This window comes from Rhizobium sp. G21, assembly GCF_014158035.1.
GTDB lineage: Bacteria > Pseudomonadota > Alphaproteobacteria > Rhizobiales > Rhizobiaceae > Rhizobium_E.
In genome coordinates this window covers 1,534,731-1,554,563 of sequence record NZ_JACFXW010000001.1, presented here as the reverse complement: position 1 = coordinate 1,554,563, position 19,833 = coordinate 1,534,731, and the positions used below count along the sequence as shown (strand labels likewise).

14 protein-coding genes, 4 pseudogenes and 1 riboswitch are annotated in these 19,833 nt (G+C 62.3%); of the genes and pseudogenes, 12 read left to right on the top strand and 6 right to left on the bottom strand.

Annotated elements, in window-relative coordinates; translation table 11 throughout:
- Positions 1–2: 2 nt before the first annotated feature.
- The gene (locus H2O14_RS08005) at positions 3–920 is read right to left on the bottom strand and encodes a 2-dehydro-3-deoxygalactonokinase (protein WP_182827222.1); all 918 of its coding nucleotides are present in this window, start codon (positions 918–920) and stop codon (positions 3–5) included.
- The gene (locus H2O14_RS08000; RefSeq protein WP_182829307.1) at positions 920–1,684 is read right to left on the bottom strand and encodes an SDR family NAD(P)-dependent oxidoreductase; all 765 of its coding nucleotides are present in this window, start codon (positions 1,682–1,684) and stop codon (positions 920–922) included. The genes H2O14_RS08005 and H2O14_RS08000 overlap by 1 nt, the downstream gene beginning before the upstream one ends.
- Positions 1,685–2,100: 416 nt before the next feature.
- Between H2O14_RS08000 and H2O14_RS07995 the strand changes: the two genes are divergently transcribed.
- From H2O14_RS07995 to H2O14_RS07950, 10 genes and pseudogenes are all read left to right on the top strand, one after another.
- Positions 2,101–2,838 carry a helix-turn-helix transcriptional regulator gene (locus H2O14_RS07995; protein ID WP_182827221.1) on the top strand — a complete coding sequence of 246 codons (738 nt, stop codon included), beginning with the start codon at positions 2,101–2,103 and terminating at the stop codon, positions 2,836–2,838.
- A gap of 623 nt (positions 2,839–3,461) precedes the next feature.
- Entirely contained in the window at positions 3,462–4,610 is a 1,149-nt protein-coding gene (gene apbC / locus H2O14_RS07990; RefSeq protein ID WP_182827220.1) for an iron-sulfur cluster carrier protein ApbC, read from the top strand.
- Between the two features lie 214 nt (positions 4,611–4,824).
- Positions 4,825–5,805, top strand: a complete 981-nt coding sequence (locus H2O14_RS07985; RefSeq protein WP_182827219.1) for a magnesium transporter CorA family protein — start codon at positions 4,825–4,827, stop codon at positions 5,803–5,805.
- A 14-nt stretch (positions 5,806–5,819) separates the two neighbouring features.
- Positions 5,820–7,730, top strand: coding sequence for a potassium transporter Kup (locus H2O14_RS07980; protein ID WP_409526910.1), 1,911 nt, complete (start codon positions 5,820–5,822; stop codon positions 7,728–7,730).
- 175 nt (positions 7,731–7,905) lie between these two features.
- Complete coding sequence (locus H2O14_RS07975; RefSeq protein WP_182827218.1) at positions 7,906–9,075, top strand: cell wall hydrolase; 1,170 nt, start codon at positions 7,906–7,908, stop codon at positions 9,073–9,075.
- A 245-nt stretch (positions 9,076–9,320) separates the two neighbouring features.
- Positions 9,321–9,682 (top strand): annotated as a pseudogene (locus H2O14_RS07970) (AtpZ/AtpI family protein).
- A 34-nt stretch (positions 9,683–9,716) separates the two neighbouring features.
- Entirely contained in the window at positions 9,717–10,475 is a 759-nt protein-coding gene (locus H2O14_RS07965) for a F0F1 ATP synthase subunit A (RefSeq protein ID WP_182827217.1), read from the top strand.
- An 87-nt stretch (positions 10,476–10,562) separates the two neighbouring features.
- The gene (locus tag H2O14_RS07960) at positions 10,563–10,787 is read left to right on the top strand and encodes a F0F1 ATP synthase subunit C (RefSeq protein ID WP_137156613.1); all 225 of its coding nucleotides are present in this window, start codon (positions 10,563–10,565) and stop codon (positions 10,785–10,787) included.
- 82 nt (positions 10,788–10,869) lie between these two features.
- Complete coding sequence (locus tag H2O14_RS07955) at positions 10,870–11,472, top strand: F0F1 ATP synthase subunit B (RefSeq protein WP_182827216.1); 603 nt, start codon at positions 10,870–10,872, stop codon at positions 11,470–11,472.
- A gap of 11 nt (positions 11,473–11,483) precedes the next feature.
- A pseudogene (locus H2O14_RS07950) lies at positions 11,484–11,976 on the top strand (F0F1 ATP synthase subunit B).
- 79 nt (positions 11,977–12,055) lie between these two features.
- On the opposite strand, the gene bluB reads toward H2O14_RS07950, so the two are convergent.
- The 3 genes and pseudogenes from bluB to H2O14_RS07935 form a co-directional block, all read right to left on the bottom strand.
- Positions 12,056–12,781, bottom strand: coding sequence for a 5,6-dimethylbenzimidazole synthase (bluB, locus tag H2O14_RS07945; RefSeq protein ID WP_182827215.1), 726 nt, complete (start codon positions 12,779–12,781; stop codon positions 12,056–12,058).
- Between the two features lie 42 nt (positions 12,782–12,823).
- Positions 12,824–13,000: riboswitch (cobalamin riboswitch) on the bottom strand.
- Positions 13,001–13,040: 40 nt separating this feature from the next.
- Positions 13,041–13,684: pseudogene (locus H2O14_RS07940) on the bottom strand (ribonuclease HII).
- Between the two features lie 165 nt (positions 13,685–13,849).
- Positions 13,850–15,007 carry a PA0069 family radical SAM protein gene (locus tag H2O14_RS07935; protein ID WP_182827214.1) on the bottom strand — a complete coding sequence of 386 codons (1,158 nt, stop codon included), beginning with the start codon at positions 15,005–15,007 and terminating at the stop codon, positions 13,850–13,852.
- Between the two features lie 120 nt (positions 15,008–15,127).
- On the opposite strand from H2O14_RS07935, the gene H2O14_RS07930 reads away from it, so the two are divergent.
- Positions 15,128–15,658: a glycosyl transferase gene (locus H2O14_RS07930; protein ID WP_182827213.1), complete on the top strand. Its 531-nt coding sequence runs from the start codon at positions 15,128–15,130 to the stop codon at positions 15,656–15,658.
- 128 nt (positions 15,659–15,786) lie between these two features.
- Complete coding sequence (locus H2O14_RS07925) at positions 15,787–17,598, top strand: methyl-accepting chemotaxis protein (protein WP_182827212.1); 1,812 nt, start codon at positions 15,787–15,789, stop codon at positions 17,596–17,598.
- Between the two features lie 66 nt (positions 17,599–17,664).
- Here H2O14_RS07925 and glyS read toward each other — a convergent pair.
- Positions 17,665–19,780 (bottom strand): annotated as a pseudogene (gene glyS / locus H2O14_RS07920) (glycine--tRNA ligase subunit beta).
- Positions 19,781–19,833 lie beyond the last annotated feature (53 nt).

Genomic DNA, 19,833 nt, shown 5'->3' with positions numbered 1-19,833 from the left:
TCTTAAAAGGACCACAGGCTGCGGGCCGCCTGGGTCAGGCCGGCCCGCACCGCCTCGTCGGCGTCCACGGTCGAAAATTGCAGGCCCACGCGATGGAAGGCGGCTTCGTAGAGACCTCTCAGCTTGCCGGAGACGACCAGCACCACGGGCGTGTCCTTCGGCGCGGATTTCAGCGCGCCGGCGAGTTCGAGGCCGAGCATCGTGCCCGACAGCGTCGCCTCCGCCTCGAAATTGGTGAGCGAGAACAGCAGGCCGCGCGCTCTCACCGAGAAGAGACGGTTCGTCGTCAGTTCCGGTTCCTTGAAAGCAGCATGCACGGCGTTGACGAAGGCCGGATTGGCGCCGTCGAAGCCGGGCGAATCCTTGATGGCGTGCTGCAGGATCGTATGCTGCGAAATCGCCTGGAACAGTTCGCCTGTCATGAAGGTGGCGAAACCCAGCACTTCGCCCTTGACCACGCGCACCCATTTGGAATGGGTGCCGGGCATGGCGACCAGGCAATCGCTGTTCTTGATTCTCTGGGCGCAACCTAGAAGCTGCGTTTCCTCGCCGCGCATCACGTCTGCGGCGTTGGGATCGCGTTGGGCCAGCCCCGGCAGGATGCGGATGTCGCGGTCCTGTCCCTCGACGCGGATCGCGCCTTCGGCAATGTCGGCCAGTCGCGCCGGCGCGTCGAGATAGCCCGCTTCCACCCAGCCCTGCTTGGCGCCCGCCATGCCGCAGACGATGACCGGAATGTCGGCCGGAGCCTGCACATGGTCGAGATGCTTGCCGAGCACCTCGGCAAAGCCGGCCTCCCGGGCCGTCGTCATGCCTTCGCCCGACCGGCTTTCGCCGATCACGACGTCGTTTTCGCCAATCAGCCACAGGCGGAAACTCGACGTGCCCCAGTCTACCGCTGCAAATTGCGGTTTCACCATCAGAAATAGCCTCCATCGACGATCAAGGATTGCGCGGTGATCGCCCGCGCGCTGTCTGACGCCAGGAAGAGGCATGGTCCGACCATGTCTTCGGCGGTCAGGGAAAATTTCAGGCATTGCCGATCGCGATGCGCGGCCTCGGCCTGGTCGGAAATCCACAGTTCTTTCTGCCGTTCGGTCAGCACCATGCCGGGCAAGATGGCGTTGACACGGACATTGTCCTTGCCGAACTGGCCGGCCAGCGCCTTGGTCATGCCGATCATGCCGGATTTCGCCGTGAGATAGACGGGAAGATCCGGCAGGTTCATCATAAAGGCGATGGACGAGAAATTGATGATCGCGCCGCGACCCGACTTTTTCAGAGCGGGCAGGCAGGTCTGCGAGATGAAGAAGGCGGCGCGCAGATTGACCGACATGTTGCGGTCCCAATAGGCCTCGGTCACCTGCTCCGCATCGTGACGATCGTCCCAGCCGACATTGTTGATTAGCACGTCGAGCCCGTCGAGCGTCGATATCAAGTCGGTGACGGCGGCTCGCGTCGCTTCGATGTCGGAGACGTCGACAGGCCGAAACCGGGGCGTGTACGGAGCGTCCACGAACTTTATCGTCGTTTCCGCCGCCTTGCCGTCGATATCGACGAAGGCGACTTTCGCTCCCTGCCGCGCGAAGCCGGCGACCAGCGCAGCGCCGATGCCGGATGCGCCGCCGGTGATCAGCACGCGGGCAGAGCGCAAATCCTCGAACTGCGCGGATTGCGAGACCACGGGTCCACCTCTCTTCATTCTGGGCGCCGAGCGCCGCTCCCTCACAGGCTCCGGACTGTGCGGTGTGGTATATTCCTGAAGCGACCGAGGGAAAACCCCTTCCCGAAAAAAAAAAATCACACTTTAGCAATATCGCGGATTTTTATGGTTTAAGACCGATCCTGTGGAAACTCTTCGGGGCGGCCAAAATGCCGTTACTTGTTCTTTTTTCGGTCAGCTGGCGCAGATATCTGCTATGTAAACGATTGCGGAGCGAATCATGGACGGCGCACAGGCTGTTTTGCGAAATCGCCGTCGTGGCGCGAGTTTTTCGCGGACATGCTTCGCAATGCGTCAGCTCGTCGAGCTGAAGGTTTCTTTCCGACTTTGCGTGGCGGCTTCAGGCCCGGCCGATAAACGGTATGACAGACTGATAGATGCTTGATCGACAGACAGCCAAACCGGTGAACCACCAAGCTCTGATCTCGGAGTTAGCCGGACTGTCGACGCAGTTCGATATTCTGCGATTTCTAAAGAAGACGACCGAGATGTTCGGCGCCAGAGCCTTCATCGTTCTGCGCGTGCCGACATCCACGGCGGTTGCGCTGCAATCGGCCTCGGTGATCACCAGTTGGCCGTCGGAACTGATTGCGAAATACGATGCTGACGGCTTGCTGGCGGATAGCCCTGCGCTCAACCACATCCGCACGTCGACGGTGCCGTTCTCCTACGACATCCACGCCATCAACCAGCAGCGACGGGACGGTAAGACCGATCGGGCGGTCGAACTGTTCGAGCAGTACGGCCTGATCCGGGGCGCTTATTTTCCGGTCTGTGACGCGGGCGGAGATCGCGGCGCCATCGGCTATTCCGGCGAGCGCGAGCCTTTCGCGAATCAGGAAATGCTGCAGCTCCATATGATTTCCACCTGCGTGTTCGATCGCCTCTATCAATTGGCGCGCAAGGATCGCAAAGGCGGCGAAGACCTGACGCAGCGCGAGATCGACTGTCTGACCTGGACGGCGGCGGGCAAGACCAGCATGGAAATTTCCAACATTCTCAATTTGTCGGAACACACCGTCAACCACTACCTCAACAGGGCGACGAAAAAGCTCGACACTGTCAATCGGACGCAAGCCGTCGCGAAAGCGCTCCGCATGGGCATTATCTCCTGATTTAGCCCTCGGCAGTCCGCCCGCTTCATCTCCGCGTCGCATTTATACCCCATTTGGGGGATGACGCCGCGCAAGCGACGGTTTAGTTTCCAAGAATGAATATGCGCGGTCACGCCCCGCGCGGTCACCACGGCCGACGCGCATGTCGACCGATTGTTTTCATGGCGATACCCCTCCTGGGCTTGTCCTGGGACGCCATGTAGAGAAACCCGCCCGCGCCCTGCCGGGCGGGTTCTTTCTTGGGCGCCTATTTTTCGTCTTCCTTCACCGATTTTGCTTCTTCAGGAGCGCTGCGCCGGCTTCGCTGCCGGGCATTCTCATGGATCGCGGCGGTTTTCACCGGATTGTGTGTCTGGCACGCTTCGTGCATTCCAATTGTCAGGTCCGGAGGGGACTGGAAAAAGCATCCGAAAACAGGATGCGCGAAGGCAAGCCGCCTTTCATGCCGCCGCATTTCGCGACGCCGGCATGGAAGGCGGAACTTGTTTCGGGCCAGACAACGAACCTGCATCCCGGCAATGGTCGTGACGCGGAGGGCAAACTGGAAATTTGTCTCCCGAGCCGGGTTGGCGCGCCCTTGCGGTTCCACTATCTACAGGCCAAACCGAGACAAGGGGCCTGTGATGAGCGATGTGACCAGCAAAGATGTCCTCGAGCGACTGAAAAGCGTGCGGGGCCCGGACATGACGGGCAATATCGTCGATCTCGGCATGGTGTCCGAGGTGTTCATCTCGGATGGCAAAGCCTATTTCTCCATCACTGTGCCCTCCGACAAAGCCAAGGATCTTGAGCCGTTGCGCCTGGCTGCGGAACGCGTAGTCAAGGAGATGCCGGGCATGAAGGGCGCTTTCGCCGCGCTGACGGCGGACAAGAAGGCGGGTTCGCAGCCGACCCCGCCGCGACCGCAGGCGCCGCCTCAGCAGGGTCACGCGCATCCGCATCCGCCGCGCGGCGCCGCGCCGAAGCAAAGCATTCCAGGCGTCAAGAGCATGATAGCGGTCGCCTCAGGCAAGGGCGGCGTCGGCAAGTCCACGACATCGGTCAACATCGCGCTCGGCCTGCAGGCGCTGGGCTACAAGGTCGGCATTCTCGACGCCGATATTTATGGTCCGTCGGTGCCACGGCTGCTCGGTCTGTCCGGGCGTCCGCAGCAGATCGATGGTCGGCTGATCAAGCCGATGGAGAATTACGGCCTCAAGGCGATGTCGATGGGCTTTCTCGTCGACGAGGACGTGGCGATGATCTGGCGCGGACCGATGATCCAGTCCGCGCTTCTGCAGATGTTGCGCGAAGTCGCCTGGGGCGACCTCGACGTGCTGGTGATCGACATGCCGCCCGGCACCGGCGACGTGCAACTGACGCTCGCCCAGCAGGCGCCACTCTCGGGCGCGGTGATCGTTTCCACCCCGCAGGATCTCGCCCTTCTGGACGCCCGCAAGGCGATCAACATGTTCAAGAAGGTCGAAGTGCCGTTGATCGGTCTCGTCGAGAATATGAGCCATTTCATCTGCCCCAATTGTGGAACAACGCATGACATTTTCGGCCATGGCGGCGCGCGCGCGGAGGCGGAAAAGATCGGCGCGCCGTTCCTGGGCGAAGTGCCGCTGGCGATGACGATCCGCGAAAAATCCGATGCCGGCGCGCCGGTCGTCGTCACCGAGCCGGATGGACCGCATGCGCGGGTCTATCGCGAGATCGCCGGCGCCATCGCCGCCAGACTGTTCAGCAATGAGCCGCTCGCCCGCGCCGCGCCCTCGATCATATTCGAATGAGATCCAGTCTGACTTGAAACTGGACGCGTGCGGCCCCGGCGGGGCCGCGGGCTCGTTATGTCTTGATTACAGGCGCGTTTTGCGCGATACCAACCTCGCTGAACGGACGCGGGGTTTTGCCGCGTGACCACATTTGACCATTTCGCAGGCGCGCGGGGCGATTGCGACCAATGCCATCGGGGCGCGGAATGACCATGTCCGGAGCTTATCGCTCATGATCATTGCTTACCGTTCGAACGGTGAGTCGATGGTGCTGCCGGTGGATCAGCAATTGCAGACTCTTCCAGCCGACGTCGTATGGCTCGATCTCGCTCATCCGACGCGCGAAGAGGATCATTACGCCCAGATCCTGACCGGCATAGAGGTTCCGACGCGGGAGGACCTGCACGATATCGAACCGTCGAGCCGTCTCTACGCCGAAGGCGGGGCGCTTTACATGACGGCGTCTCTGCTCTGTCATGCCGATACGGCGACGCCGAAGCTGGCGGACATCGCCTTCGTGCTGACCGAGCGGCATCTGGTGACGGTGCGCTATGACGAGCCGAAATCCTTCAAGCTGTTTTCAGCCGCCCTCGGTCGCATGTCGAATGGCGATTGCGCGCCGCACGCCGTGTTGATCAGGCTGATGGAGACGATTTCCGACCGGACGGCGGAGATACTGGAACGGGCGGAAATGAAGGGCGAGGCGCTGCTGCTGGCCATTTTCGGCGACGGCGAGCAGGCGGTGAAGCGGCGCCCTCCCAGGTTCCTCGAAAATCTTCTGTCGGCAATCGGTTATCACCATCGCTTGATCTCCAAGGCGCGTGACAGCATGGCCTCTCTGTCGCGGCTGATGACGTTTCTGTCCGGCTCGCCGGTCATCCAGGGCGACGCCGAAGCCAGGTCGCTGTGCAAGTCGGTCGTTCATGATCTGCAGACGCTGTCCGAACATGCGGCATTCATATCGTCGAACACCACCTTCCTGCTCGACGCGTCGCTCGGATTGATCAATGTCGAGCAGAACGCCATCATCAAGATCTTTTCGATCGCATCGGTGGTGCTTTTGCCGCCGACCCTGATCGCCTCAATCTACGGCATGAATTTTCGTTTCATGCCCGAACTGGAATGGACATGGGGCTATCCAGCCGCGATCATCATGATGATCGTCTCGGCAGTGATCCCCTTCTTCTTCTTTCGTTGGAAAGGCTGGCTTTAAGCCTGAAACTGACCATGTCGGACACACATCTGCATTCGGGCGGCCACTCGGGCCCCATGTCCCAAAAGAAGCTTCTGGCGCTGGCGCTGGGGTCAGTCGGCGTCGTCTACGGCGATATCGGCACGTCACCACTCTACGCCTTCCGCGAATCGCTGCGGCCTGTCTCGCATGACGGCGTCGACCGCATCGAGATCATCGGCCTGATCTCGCTGTTCATCTGGGCCCTGACGGTGATCGTCACGCTCAAATATGTCGTTTTTCTGTTGAAGGCGGACAATGACGGCGAAGGCGGAACGCTGTCGCTGCTGTCTCTCGTGACCAAGGCGGTGTCCGAACGTCGGGCCAGCGTCCTGCTGCTGATCGGCATCGTCGGCGCGGCGCTGTTTCTGGGCGACGCCATGATCACACCGGCGCTTTCGGTGCTCTCGGCCGTCGAGGGCCTGAAATTCGTAACGCCGGCGCTCAATCCCTATGTGGTGCCGATTTCCGTGGTAATCCTGATCCTTCTGTTTGCGGTGCAATCGCGCGGCACAGGCGCGGTGTCGGCCTTTTTCGGCCCGATCACCGCCTTCTGGTTCCTGACCCTCGGCGGCATCGGCGTCTACCACATATTCGACGATCTCAGCATCCTCGCCGCCTTCAACCCCTATTACGGCGTCTGGTTCCTCGCCAATAGCGGCCTGGTCGGCTTCATCGTGCTCGGCTCGGTGTTCCTCGCCGTCACCGGCGCCGAAGCGCTTTACGCCGATCTCGGCCATTTCGGCCGCGCGCCCATCCGTCTCGCATGGTTCGGTCTGATCTTTCCGGCTCTCACGCTCAATTATCTCGGCCAAGGCGCCTATGTGCTCCAAAATCCGGAAGGGCTGTCCGATCCGTTCTTCCTGATGTTTCCGGAATATCTGCGCCTTCCCGCCGTCATTCTCGCCACCGTGGCCACCATCATCGCCAGCCAGGCGGTCATCACCGGCGCCTTCTCGCTGTCGCGTCAGGCCATCCATCTGGGCTTCCTGCCGCGCATGGAGATCTACCACACCTCGGACACCAATACCGGCCAGATCTATCTGCCGGCGGTCAACACCATCCTGATGTTCGGCGTCATGGCGCTGGTGCTGATGTTCAAGTCGTCGGAATCGCTGGCGGTGGCCTATGGCATCGCGGTCACCGGCGACATGGTGGTGTCGACCATCCTTCTCTACAATTTCGTGCGGTCTTTCTGGAAATGGCCGCGGCTCCAGGCCGTCCTGGTCATCGCGCCGCTGCTGTTCATCGAATCGATTTTCCTCGGTTCGAACCTGACCAAGCTCCACCATGGGGGATATGTGCCGGTGTTGATCGCCGGTTGCTTCGTGGTCATCATGTGGACATGGCGTCGCGGCACGAAAATCCTGTTCGAAAAAACGCGTCGTACGCATATTCCGCTCGGCACTTTCGTGAAGTCGCTCGAGAAGAAGAGCGAGCATGGCCCGATCGAAGTCCCGGGCACGGCCATATTCCTGACTTCTGATCCCACCTCGACGCCTGCGGCGCTGCTGCACAATCTCAAGCACAACCATGTTCTGCACAGCCAGAACATCATTCTGACGATCAAGACGCAGAACCGACCGCGCGTACCGATCGAGGAACGCGGGCGAATCGAACGGATTTCCGAACATTTCCAGCTTCTGGAACTGAGTTTCGGCTTCCAGGAAACGCAAAACGTCTCCCAGGCGCTCGCCCATCTCAGGAAAACCGGCTTGAAATTCGACATCATGTCGACGTCCTTCTATCTCGGACGGCGAAAACTGATCCCCGACGCGAATTCCGGCATGCCCTCCTGGCAGGATCGCCTGTTCATCGCGCTCGCCAGCGCCGCAACCGATCCATCGGATTATTTCCGGCTTCCGGCCAATCGTGTCGTGGAATTGGGCGCTCATGTGACCGTTTAGGCGATCGGTTGCTCTCCGGATCACGGAATTTTTCGGGCGGCTTGAGGCCGCCCGTTTACGTTTGAGGAGAGCCCCGCGCCTCGCAAAGGCCACAAATCCCGGGATTAACCAAACATCAAGGTTAATAGCGCATTGTCTGGCCAATGATTTTCAGTCCCTGTGGAGTAGCGTTCACGTGTTGAAGCGTTCCTTGGCCGCGCGCCGTTCGCGCACACCGTCCGACTGGGCGGGCCCCAGCGTTTTCGCGCTTGCCGGTCTGCTGTTCTTCCCAACCATCGCGGCGGAGGCCGACGTGACCGGCCTCGTCTCCGCTCCGGCCGGCGCCGCATCCTGGCGCAGCTACATGGCCCCCATCGGCGCCGGCTCGATCCAGAGCGCCGAAATCGTCTTCAAGAACGCCGATCGCCGCGCCTACGATCCCGCCAATCGCGGTCTCGTGCTTGCCGGCGGCCAGAAGGTCGCCCTGTCGTCCGACAAGCGCGAAGAGCCCGAGACGCCGGATGAGGCGCGCATAACCCGCAGCCTCAAGAAGGGCAGGGTCCTGGCGTCTGAACGCGTCAGACCCCCACAAGGTTTCACCGCCGGCAGCATTCTCGACCGTCAGGCGCATCTCCTCGCGCCCGAACTGACGGAGGAGCGGGTAACGCTGTTCCAGAAGCCCACCATCAAGGGCAAGGAGATCGAGATCGCTCTCGCCTTTCATGAGGTGAAGCCGCGCGTTCAGGACCATGGCGTCCCCGCCATGCTGGCAAGCCTGATCACCAACGAAAAGGGCGACAGCCTCGCCACCGCCTACGCCGATCCGGAACCCGATTACGCCGAACAATCGCCCTTCGATTCCATTCTGGCCAAGCCTCAGGGCGACCGTTTCGTTCCGGACGCCGGAAAGGAAGCGCATGGCTGGGCGGCCAACGTGCTGCCGGCGACCGTCTTCAGCGAGAAGGAACAGAAATGCCTGGCTGAGGCCATTTATTTCGAAGCCATCACCGAGCCCCTCAAGGGGCAGGCCGCCGTGGCGCAGGTGGTCCTCAACCGGGTGCGCAACCCGGCTTTCCCCAACACGATCTGCGGCGTGGTCTATCAGAACGAGGACTGGCGCAATCGCTGCCAGTTCTCCTTCGCCTGTGATCGCATTCCGGACATCATCTGGTCGCGTTCGCGCCTGGAGGCCGCCAAGGAAGTGGCGCTCGCCGTGACGGCCGGCAAAATCTACCTCAAGGAAGTCGGCGATTCGACCCATTATCACGCCGTCTATGTCCGGCCGAACTGGGCGCGCACCATGAAGCGGGTCAGCCGCATCGGTCTTCACATATTCTACAGAACCTATCGCGGCGGCTGGGTCTGATAGGCTTTAGGGCCGCGGCAATTGCGCGCAAAGTTTCCAAAACCCGCTGACTTGTCTGTAACATCCTGAATTTTCAGGTTAAAAATACATGAATGCCGAGCGCGGGCTCGCCTTGACTCCCAAAAAGGTCGAAACTATGGTGCACGCGGCTTGAGAGCGGGGGTCTCCAGTTTGGAACTTGCCAATTTTCAGCCTTGCGCGAGCAGATATGCTGGGTTAATGCCCCTGCCCGTGAGGAGGCGAGAATGGAAACCGACCGCCAGGACAGTCTGGAAGCGCGCATGGAGAAACTCCACAAGGAGTTGGGACACGCGCAAGGCAGCCCCGAGGAGGCAGCGAGAGCGGCCAGCGACAATGACCGGAAAGGTTATTCGCAGGCGCTGAAAATCTCCTCTGAGTTCATTGCGGCCGTCATCGTCGGCGCGATGCTGGGCTATCTTCTGGATCTGGTCCTGCCCACCAAGCCGTGGGGTTGGTCATTTTTCTGCTCCTGGGATTTTGCGCGGGCATCCTCAATGTCCTCAGAGTGGTGGGCGTGGTGACCGCGCCGCATCCGGTGGACAGGATCGGGGAAGCCCGCAACAAGGACAAGAGGCCGAAGCCCTGAGGCGCGGCCGTGATGAAAACGAGAGAGAACAAACGTGGCGACCAGCGATAAGGTAGATCCGATCCATCAGTTCCATATTGTCCCGCTCTGGGAGAATGTGGGCGGCACCGGCTTTCACTTTACCAATTCCGCTCTCTTCATGGTGTTGACAGTCGTCGTTGCGACGCTGTTCTTCGTCTGGGCGTCCGCCCCGCGCGCCATCGTGCCGGGCCGCATGCAGTCGATCGCCGAACTGGCCTATGAATTCGTCGCCAAGATGCTGAAGGACTCGACGGGCAAGGAAGGCATGAAGTTCTTCCCCTTCGTGTTTTCGCTGTTCCTGTTCGTGCTGGTGTCCAACCTGTTCGGCATGGTGCCCGGCTTCTTCACTGTCGGCAGCCAGATCATCGTCACCTTCGCTCTGGCGCTGCTCGTGATCCTGGTCGTGGTGCTCTATGGTCTCTACAAGCACGGCCTCCACTTCTTCGGTCTGTTCGTCCCGTCGGGCGTGCCGATGCTCGTCGTTCCCCTGGTGACCATGATCGAGGTCGTGTCCTTCCTGTCGCGCCCCGTCAGCCTCTCGGTTCGTCTCTTTGCGAACCTGCTCGCCGGCCACATCACGCTCAAGGTCTTCGCCGGTTTCGTGGTCTCGCTCGGCGTGCTCGGCCCGATCGGCATCGTCGGCGCCATCCTGCCGCTGCTGATGACCATCGGTCTCACCGGTCTCGAATTCCTGGTCGCCTTCCTGCAGGCCTATGTGTTTGCGGTTCTGACCTGCATGTATCTCAACGACGCGGTTCATCCGGGCCACTAAGGTCGTGAGTAGAGTTCGGCGTCGGTTGACACTGACCGGCGCTCCTGATTAACAGCCACCAAACGAAAACACTGAAGGAGTTCTACAATGGAAGCTGAAGCAGCAAAGTACATCGGCGCCGGTATCGCTTGCCTCGGAATGGGCGGCGCAGCCCTCGGCCTCGGCAACATTTTCGGCAACTACCTCGCCGGCGCGCTTCGCAACCCGTCTGCAGCCGACGGCCAGTTCGGCCGCCTGATTTTCGGCTTCGCCGTGACGGAAGCTCTGGGCATCTTCTCGCTGCTCGTCGCTCTTCTCGCTCTCTTCGGCTGATCGGCGTCTCAAAAAACCATCGGGCCATGGCGTTCGGCCGTGGCCCGTTTTTTGATACCGTATCCTTGCCCTGGAGGAAGGAATGTTTGTGACGACAGCCTATGTTCTGTCCGCCACGGCGGTGGAAGGGGCAGTGCAGTCGACGGAAGCCGAAGTGCACACCGAAACCGGTGTTCCGCACGACGCCGGCCACGCCGATGTGTTCCCTCCCTTCGACGCGACCCAATATCCATCGCAGCTTCTCTGGCTGGCGGTTACCTTCGGCGCCTTCTATTTCCTGGTGTCGAAGCTGATTACTCCTCGCATCGGCTCGATCATCGAGACCCGTGAAGCCCGCATCGCCGGCGATCTCGCCGAGGCGCGGCGGATGAAGGACGAAGCCGACGCCGCAGTCGCCAAATACGAGCAGGAACTCGCCGCAGCTCGCGCAAAGGCGCAGGGCATCGCAGCCGAAGCTCGTGACGCCGCCAAAGTGAAGTCGGACGCCGAGCGCCAGCAGCTCGAAGCCGATCTCGCCAGGAAGATCTCGGAAGCAGAGGCCAGCATTGCCGCCATCAAGGCGACTGCGCTGGGCGAAGTCTCCACCGTGGCGCAGGACGCCGCAGCGGAGATCGTCAACCGGCTCACCGGCGTTTCCGTCAACTCGGGCGAAGCCGCTGACGCGGTCAACGCCGTGAAAGGCTGAGGAGGCTCGTAATGGATGCAACATTTTGGGCGCAGATCTGGGCGCAAGTCGCGCTTCTGATCTTCCTCGGGGTGATCATTTACCTCAAGGTTCCCGGCATGGTCACCCGCGCGCGTCGATTCGCGCGCGGAGAAGATCGCATCTGAACTGAATTCGGCCAAGAAACTGCGCGACGAAGCGCAGGCCCTGTTGGCCGAATACCAGAAGAAGCGCGCCGCCGCCGAAGCGGAAGCCGCCGAAATCGTCGCCGCCGCAAAGCGGGAAGCCGATGCTCTGGCCGAGGAGGCCAAGCAGAAGACCGCCGATTACGTGGCTCGCCGCACTCTGATGTCCGAACAGAAGATCAAGCAGGCGGAAGCCGAAGCTGTGGCCGCTGTTCGTTCCGCCGCCGTCGACCTCGCGGTCGCCGCCGCGGAAAAGTTGATCGCCGCCAAGACCGACGCCTCGCTCTCCAACGCGCTGTTCAACGACGCGGTAGGCGAAGTGAAGTCCCGGCTCAACTGAGCGAGTCTCGGAGCCTGGATTGAAGAACCCGCCGCGAGGCGGGTTTTTTTATGGGCGCTGTCGCGTTTCAGGCGGGCGGTTACGGTTTCATCGCAATTTCGCGATAGAGCCGCAGCACATGCGACTCCTCAGGCCAGCGTTCCGAAAAGATGAGCCGGTCGAGCGGCATCCGGTCACGCCAACCCTTGGTTTCGAGTTCCGGCTTTCTGTAGAGCTCCGACACATGGCCGACGCAGAGATAGGCGACGATTTCGACGCTGTCGGGTATGCCCAGCAACGCGGCCAGGCGGCGATGGTCGAAGATGCTCACCCAGCCGACGCCGATGCCCTCCGCCCGTGCGGCCAGCCAGAAATTTTGCACTGCGCAGACAGTCGAATAGATGTCCATGTCGGGATGATGCGTGCGGCCGAGCACGAACTCGCCGCCGCGCTTGCGGTCGCAGGTGATGCAGATGTTGAGCGGGGCTTTGAGTATCCCCTCCAGCTTGAGCGCCCGGTACTTCTTCTTGACGTCGCCCTCCAACCGGTCGGTGGCTTCGTTGTTGGCCTCCTCGAACAATCGGTGGACGGCGCGGCGATTGGCTTCCTCGCGGATCAGGATGAAATTCCACGGCTGTGTCAGCCCCACCGAAGGGGCGGCATGGGCAGCCGCCAGCAGTCGGTCGAGCAGCGTCGTATCGATCGGATCGGCAAGAAACTCGTTGCGGACGTCGCGCCGCGTATGGATGGCGCGGTAGACCGCGTCTTTGTCGGCATCGGAAAACGGACCCGCGGCCGTGAGGTCGCGATGAGCGGCGCCAAGCATGTTACCCCCTGCGTCTGGCGTGCCCGCTGCGCCGTCCTCGCGCGTCGGGCTATGTGGTCCGGTCGGTCTTCTGGCTCGGTTTCATCTGCCGCTTCGCCTTCCCGGTCTCCCAGTGGCGTCTCGAAGCGGCATCCGCCTTACAGCGCTGGGCGCGCGCCGGTTTCGCACCGGCTTCCCGATTCTCCCGCGCGAGCGGGCGCCGGATGACAATGATGTAGCTGAAATAGTGTCCCCGCGGCAATCCATCCCGCGACAAGAACTAGTCTTTCCGCAGCGGGCGAAAGCTCATGCGGTGGAGGGGGCAGGGGCCGAGTTCGATGATGGCGCGGCGGTGCACGACGGTGGCGTAGCCCGCATGCTTCTCGAAGCCGTAGCCCGGATGAGAATGCGCCGCCGCCTCCATCATCCGGTCGCGGGTGACTTTGGCGACGATCGACGCCGCGGCGATCGAGACCGAGCGGGAATCGCCTTTGACGAAGGCCTTGCCGGGGCAGGGCAGGCCGGGGGAACATCGCGGCCGTCGATGACTGCGAAATCGGGCCGCCTGCACAGAGAAAGGGTCGCCCGCCGCATGGCTTCGAGGCTGGCCTTGCGAATGTCCGTCCGGTCGATGCCCAAGGCGCTGACCGAGGCGATGGCGACCTCGGCGCTTCCCAGAATCTCCGCATAGAGCCTCTCGCGTTCGGAGAGCGAGAGTTGTTTGGAGTCGTTCAGGCCGGTCGGAATACGGGCGGGGTCGAGCACAACCGCGCAAGCGACCACGGGTCCCGCGAGCGGTCCGCGGCCGACCTCGTCCAGGCCCACGATGCGGTCGTAGCCGTCGCGCATCAACGCCTCCTCGATCGCGAAAGTCGGGGCGACGTCTTCAAACAAGAAAGGTAGGGAATCGGCGGGACGCGTCATGCGGGGTTTGTGGCATATCCCGCCGATTCCTCGCAAGTCCCGGATCGAGGGCGGCGGCCCGGGATGCTTGCGGGCGCCATCCGTCGTTGCGGTTCGACGGAGGGCGCTGGTCGACGCTGGGTCCGGCTTCAGGGACATGCCGGGCCCAGCATCCGATGCTGAGAACTAGAGGAGGCTCAGTTGCACCCCATAGCCGGACGGAGGCACGAAGAGATCGGTGTTCAGCTGAATGCCGCGCCGCCTGAGATCGAGCTTCTTGGCGGCGAGTTCGAACCTCCGATGCAGTTGCCAAGCATAGGGACCGGCGCCCTTCATGCGTTTGCCGAATTCGGCGTCGTAGTCCTTTCCGCCGCGCATGGAGCGCACCAGGTTCATCACGTGCCGGTAGCGATCCGGATAGTTGCGCAGCAGCCAATCGCGAAACAACGGGCTGACTTCGAAGGGCAGGCGCAGCAGGATGTAATTGGCTTCCCTGGCCCCGGCGGCGGCCGCGGCGTCGAGAATGCGTTCGAGTTCGTGATCGTTGAGCGCCGGGATCATCGGCGCGGCCAGCACGGCTGTGGGCACGCCCGCTTCGGTCAGGGCCCGGATCGCCTCCAGTCGCCGCGTCGGGGTCGAGGCGCGCGGCTCCATCAGCCGGGCGAGCTTGCGATCGAGCGTCGTCACCGACAGCGCGACTTTCGCCAAGCCCTTCTCGGCCATCTTCGACAGCAGGTCGATATCGCGCATCACCAGCGCCGATTTGGTCACGATCGAGACCGGATGATTGGCCGTCGACAGGACTTCGAGGATCTGCCGCATGATGCGCCATTCTTTTTCGATCGGCTGATAGGGGTCGGTATTGGTGCCGATGGCGATCGTCTTCGGCTTGTAGCCCGGCTTCGACAGTTCCCGCTCGAGAAGACGCGCCGCATCCGGTTTGGCGAAGAGTTTGGCCTCGAAATCAAGGCCTGCCGACAGACCCATATAGTCGTGGCTCGGTCGGGCGAAGCAATAGACGCAGCCATGCTCGCAGCCGCGATAGGGATTGATCGACCGGTCGAACGGCACGTCGGGGCTGTCGTTGCGCGTGATGATGCTGCGCGGCTTCTCGACCTGAACCTCGGTGCGGAACGGCTCCAGGCTTTCGAGTGTCTGCCAGCCGTCGTCCAGCGCCTCGCGCTCCTTCGACTCGAAACGGCCCGCCGGATTGAGGCCCGCGCCGCGGCCGCGACGGCGGTCGATGTCGATCCTCACACCGCTTTCCTTGAGCAGTCCATCGGCAAGCTCCGCCGTGTTGGCAGGCTGGAAGGCAGCCTGCCGCGAAAGGGACAGATTGATCATTGGGCTTCTCCGGTGCGGTCAGCTGACCGCCTGATGACAATTTTCCTATCGTGAAAAAGAGAACAATGCAAGAACAAAATGCGGCTGGCAATCGCGCGCGGCTTTCGGTAAAGCTAGGCCATGCTGACGGTGATGTTGGAATGCGAGAACAGCGAGCCAGAGCTCGCCTATACCCTCTCCGTGCTCGTTTCGGGCGCGGTCGACGGCGTCGTCAGCGAAGTCATCGTGCTCGACAGGGGGTCGCAGGATGGCACCGCCCGGCTCGCCGACGCCGCGGGCTGCAAATATCTGCAGAGCTGGACGCTGTCGGACACCGTGCGTCGTGCGCGAGGCGAGTGGTTGCTCTTCCTCGAACCCGGCGCCCGGCCGCAAAATGGTTGGGTTGAGGAAGTGCTGGAATATGCCGCGATCGGCGGAAAGGCGGCCCGATTCTCGGCCTCGCGTCGCCACCGTCAACCCTGGTTCCGGCGCCTTGCGCAACCAGGCAAGCCATTCGAATACGGTCTTCTGGTGCAGAAGCGCGATTTGCTCGCCGCGCTGGACGCGGGCGTCGATTTGGCGCGGTTCGCCCGGAATGCGCCGCGGCTCCGATTGCGGACGGAGTTGATTCCGGCCGCGGTTCAGAAAGGTCGGGCCAAGGCCGAGCGTTGAACGACGCGCGGGAATTCGGTGATCGGCGCGCTAAAGTTAGGGGATGCTTAAGCGTAATCCCCTAAATTTGGGGACAAACGCCGGAGACCGTCCTGTTTCCGCGCGGTTTGGGACGCCGAGGGGGCCTGATGATCAACCTGAAGATTGCGCATAAACTCTACCTGCTGGTTTTCGCGCTGATGGCGGCGTTCGCCGTGGCGGTGACCTTCGAGATCCGCGCCGCCGCAGACGCCGTCTATCATGAACGCTATGAAATGCTGCGGACCGAGACGGAGTCCGCCGTCTCCATTCTCAAGCAGTTCCACGAGCGCCAACTCGCCGGGGAATTGACGGAAGAACAGGCCCGCGCCCAGGCCTATCAGATCGTCAACGGCATGAAATATTCGCCCGACGGATATTTCTTCGCCTATGACTACGATCTCAACATGGCTTTCCATTACGACAAGGACAAGGTCGGCAAGAATCTGCGCGGCAAGCCGGATCCCAAGGGCAAGCTCTACCGGGAGGAACTGCTGAAGCTGGGCCAGGCGGGCGGCGGGCGCACCGATTTCGATGCGTCCAAGCCCGGCGAGCCGAAGGACGCCTTCTTCCGCAAGAGCGCCTATGCGCTCGCCTTCGAGCCCTGGAAGCTGGTCGTCGTCACCGGTCTTTATGTCGACGATCTCGACGCACAGGTGAACGCCATGATTGCCAAGGCGGTCGGCGTCATGCTGGCTATTTTCGCGCTCGGCGCGGCGCTGGCCTATGTCATCATGCGGTCTATCACCAAACCCCTCGAAGAGGTTCGAAAGGCCCTCGGCGACGTGGCCGACGAAAACACCGCCATTTCCGTGCCTCACGCCGGCCTCTCCAACGAAATCGGCATGATGGCGCAGGCGACCGCGGCGCTGCAGACCAAGATCCGTGAGCGCCACGACCTCGCCGAGCGCGAGGCGCGCCAGCAGCAGGAACTCGCCGCCGAACGTGAGGCCAATGTCGAGCGCGAGCATCAGGAGGCCGAGGCGCTGCAGCGGGTGATCTATGAGATCGGCGACACGATGGAGCAATTGGCGACCGGCGATCTGACCGTCCGCTGCGGCGATCTCGGCGCCAAATACGATCTGCTCAGGCTCAACCTCAACAGATCCTTGTCCAAGCTCGAAGGGGCGATGTCGAAGGTCAATCGCAAGAGCTCAGACATCGGGGCGTCGAAGGACGAGATCCGTCGCGCCTCCGGCGAGCTCGCGCTCCGCACCGAGCGTCAGGCCGCCAATCTCGAAGAGACGTCCGCGGCGATCGACGAATTGTCGGTCACCGTCCGCCAAACTGCGGAAGGCGCGCGCGAGGCCGCCAATCGCGTCTCGACGGTCAGCTCCGACGCCAACAGTTCAGACCAGATCGTCGCCCGCGCCATCGACGCCATGAGCGGCATCGAAAAATCCTCGAGCGAAATCACCAAGATCATCGGCGTCATCGACGAGATCGCCTTCCAGACCAATCTCCTTGCGCTGAACGCCGGCGTCGAGGCGGCCCGGGCCGGCGAGAGCGGCAAGGGCTTCGCGGTCGTCGCGCAGGAAGTGCGCGAACTCGCCCAGCGCTCCGCCGCCGCAGCCAAGGAGATCAAGGAGCAGATTTCGCGTTCCTCGACCCAGGTCGCCGAAGGCGTGGATCTCGTCGGTCAGGCGGGGGAGGCGCTCAAGCGTATTTCCGGACAGATCGCCGCCGCCAACGCCATCGTCGACAAGATCGCCCACAGCGCCCAGGAACAGGATGCGACACTGAAAAGCATCGCGAGTTCGGTCAACCAGCTGGATCTCGCCACCCAGCAGAACGCCGCGATGGCCGAAGAGACCACCGCCTCCGCTCAGGTGCTGGCAGACGACACCGAAGAGCTGGTCAAACTGATCAGCGCCTTCCGTGTCCACCCCAATGCGGGCGCGCATCACAAACAGGCGGCGTGAACCGCGGCGCCCACATACGAAACCGGCCGCCAAAGCGGCCGGTCTCGTTTTCGCGGCTATGCGTTCTTACCCGGCGATCTTGCTGAAATCCGCCACCGTGCCGGTGGCGCTGCGGATGGCGGCCAGAAGCGCCAGGCGATTGGCGCGGATGTCAGGGTTCTCGTCATTGACGAGCACATCGGTGAAGAACGCGTCGACAGGGCCGCGCAGCCTGGACAGCGCTTCCATGGCGGCGGCGAAATCCTCGCGCGCCACGGCCTGGGCAGCGCTCTGGCTGGCGTTGACGATCGCCTGATGCAGCGCCGTCTCGGCCGGCAGTTTCAGCAGGCTGAGATCGATCCGTTCGGCGGCCTTGGTTCCCTTCTTCTCCTCGGCGGCCAGCAGCTGCGTGGCGCGCTTGGTTCCCGCCAGCAGATTCTTTCCGTCCTCGGTGCCGATGAAGGCCGACAGCGCTTCCGTGCGGCGCACGATGGTCAGGAGATCGTCGGCGTCTTCGGAGAGCACCGCATCGACGATGTCGTGACGGCGGCCGGCGTCCTTGAGATAGACTTTCAGGCGATCGTGGAAGAAGGAGAGGAGGTCGCGGTCGGAAGCCACGCTTAACAGTCTGAGGCGAACATTGTTCTCCAGAATAATCCGGATCACCCCCAGCGCTGCGCGACGCAGCGCATAGGGGTCCTTGGAACCCGTCGGCTTCTCGTCGATCGCCCAGAAGCCCACCAGGGTGTCGAGCTTGTCGGCCAGCGCCACGGTGGCGGCGACCTTGTCGGTCGGCACGCGGTCGGAGGGGCCTTGCGGCTTGTAGTGATCCTCGATGGCGGTGGCGACGGCGGCGTCCTCGCCCTGCAAGCCCGCATATTTGCGGCCCATGATGCCCTGCAGTTCCGGGAATTCGCCCACCGCTTCGGTGCGCAGATCGGCCTTGGCAAGCACTGCGGCGCGGTCAACGAGAATGGGATCGGCGCCGGTAACCTCAGCCAGTTTGGCGGCCAGCGCGCGAATGCGCGTCACACGCTCGCCCTGGCTGCCCAGCTTGGCGTGGAAGGTCACATTGAGATGATCGAGCTTGGCCATGCGCTGGTCGAGCGGCTTGGAAAGGTCGAGACCAAATTTCGCCGCCGACGCCTCGAGCGTGTCGAGATCGGGCAGATCCCCCTGGTCGCGCTTGTAGAAATGCGCCGCATCCGACAGGCGCGCGCGCACGACCTTGCCATTGCCGTGAATGATCTCGGCGCCGCCGTCCTTGGCTTCAATATTGGAGACGAGGATGAAATGGTTCGACAGCGCCTCCTGGCCGTGCAGGCGGGTCACGAAGCATTTCTGGTTGGTCTTGATGGTCAGCCGGATGATTTCGGCGGGGATCTTCAGATAATCCTCTTCGAAGCTGCCCATCAGCACATGCGGATATTCCACCAGGCCGGAGACTTCCTCGAGCAGCCCTTCGTCCTCGACGAGATCGAGCCCGGAGGCGAAGGTGATGTTTTTTGGCGTCGGCCAGGATGATTTCCTTGCGGCGGTCGGCGTCGAGAATGACCTTGGCCTTTTCGAGCGCGGAGACGTAATCCGAAAAGCGCTTGACGGTGATCGCATCGGGCGCGTGGAAACGATGACCATAGGTCACGTTGGAGGCGGTGATGCCGTCGACTTCGAAGGGGATCACCACCGGCTCGTCATGCTCGGGTCCGAAGGTGCAGACGATCGATTGCAGCGGACGCACCCAGCGCAGCGAACCCGGCTTGGCCGAGGCGAAGCCCGAGCGCATGCTCTTCGGCCAGGGGAAATTGCGGATGATGCCGGGCATCACCTCGGTGATGATCTCTTCGGCGGCGCGCCCATGCTTGTGGATCATCGCCACATAGAAATCGCCCTTCTTCGGGTCCGATTTCACCTGAGCCTGATCGATGGAAGAAAGGCCTGCGGAGCGCAGAAAGCCGTCGATGGCCGCCTGCGGGGCCTTCGTGCTCGGTCCCTTGCGCTCTTCATGCTGGTCGGCGGAGCGGGCGGTCAGGCCCCGGATGTCGAGCGTCAGCCGGCGCGGCGTCCAGTATTCCCGCGCGCCCTCGTAAGTGAGGCCCGCCTCGACCAGCGCATCCGTCAACAGATTTTTCAGATCGCCCGCGGCCTTGCGCTGCATGCTGGCGGGAATTTCCTCGGAGCGGAGTTCAAGAAGAAGATCGGGCATGGTGTCTTTCGCTTTCGCGGGCGGATAGGGAAATGTCGCGCCGGACCTAGCAA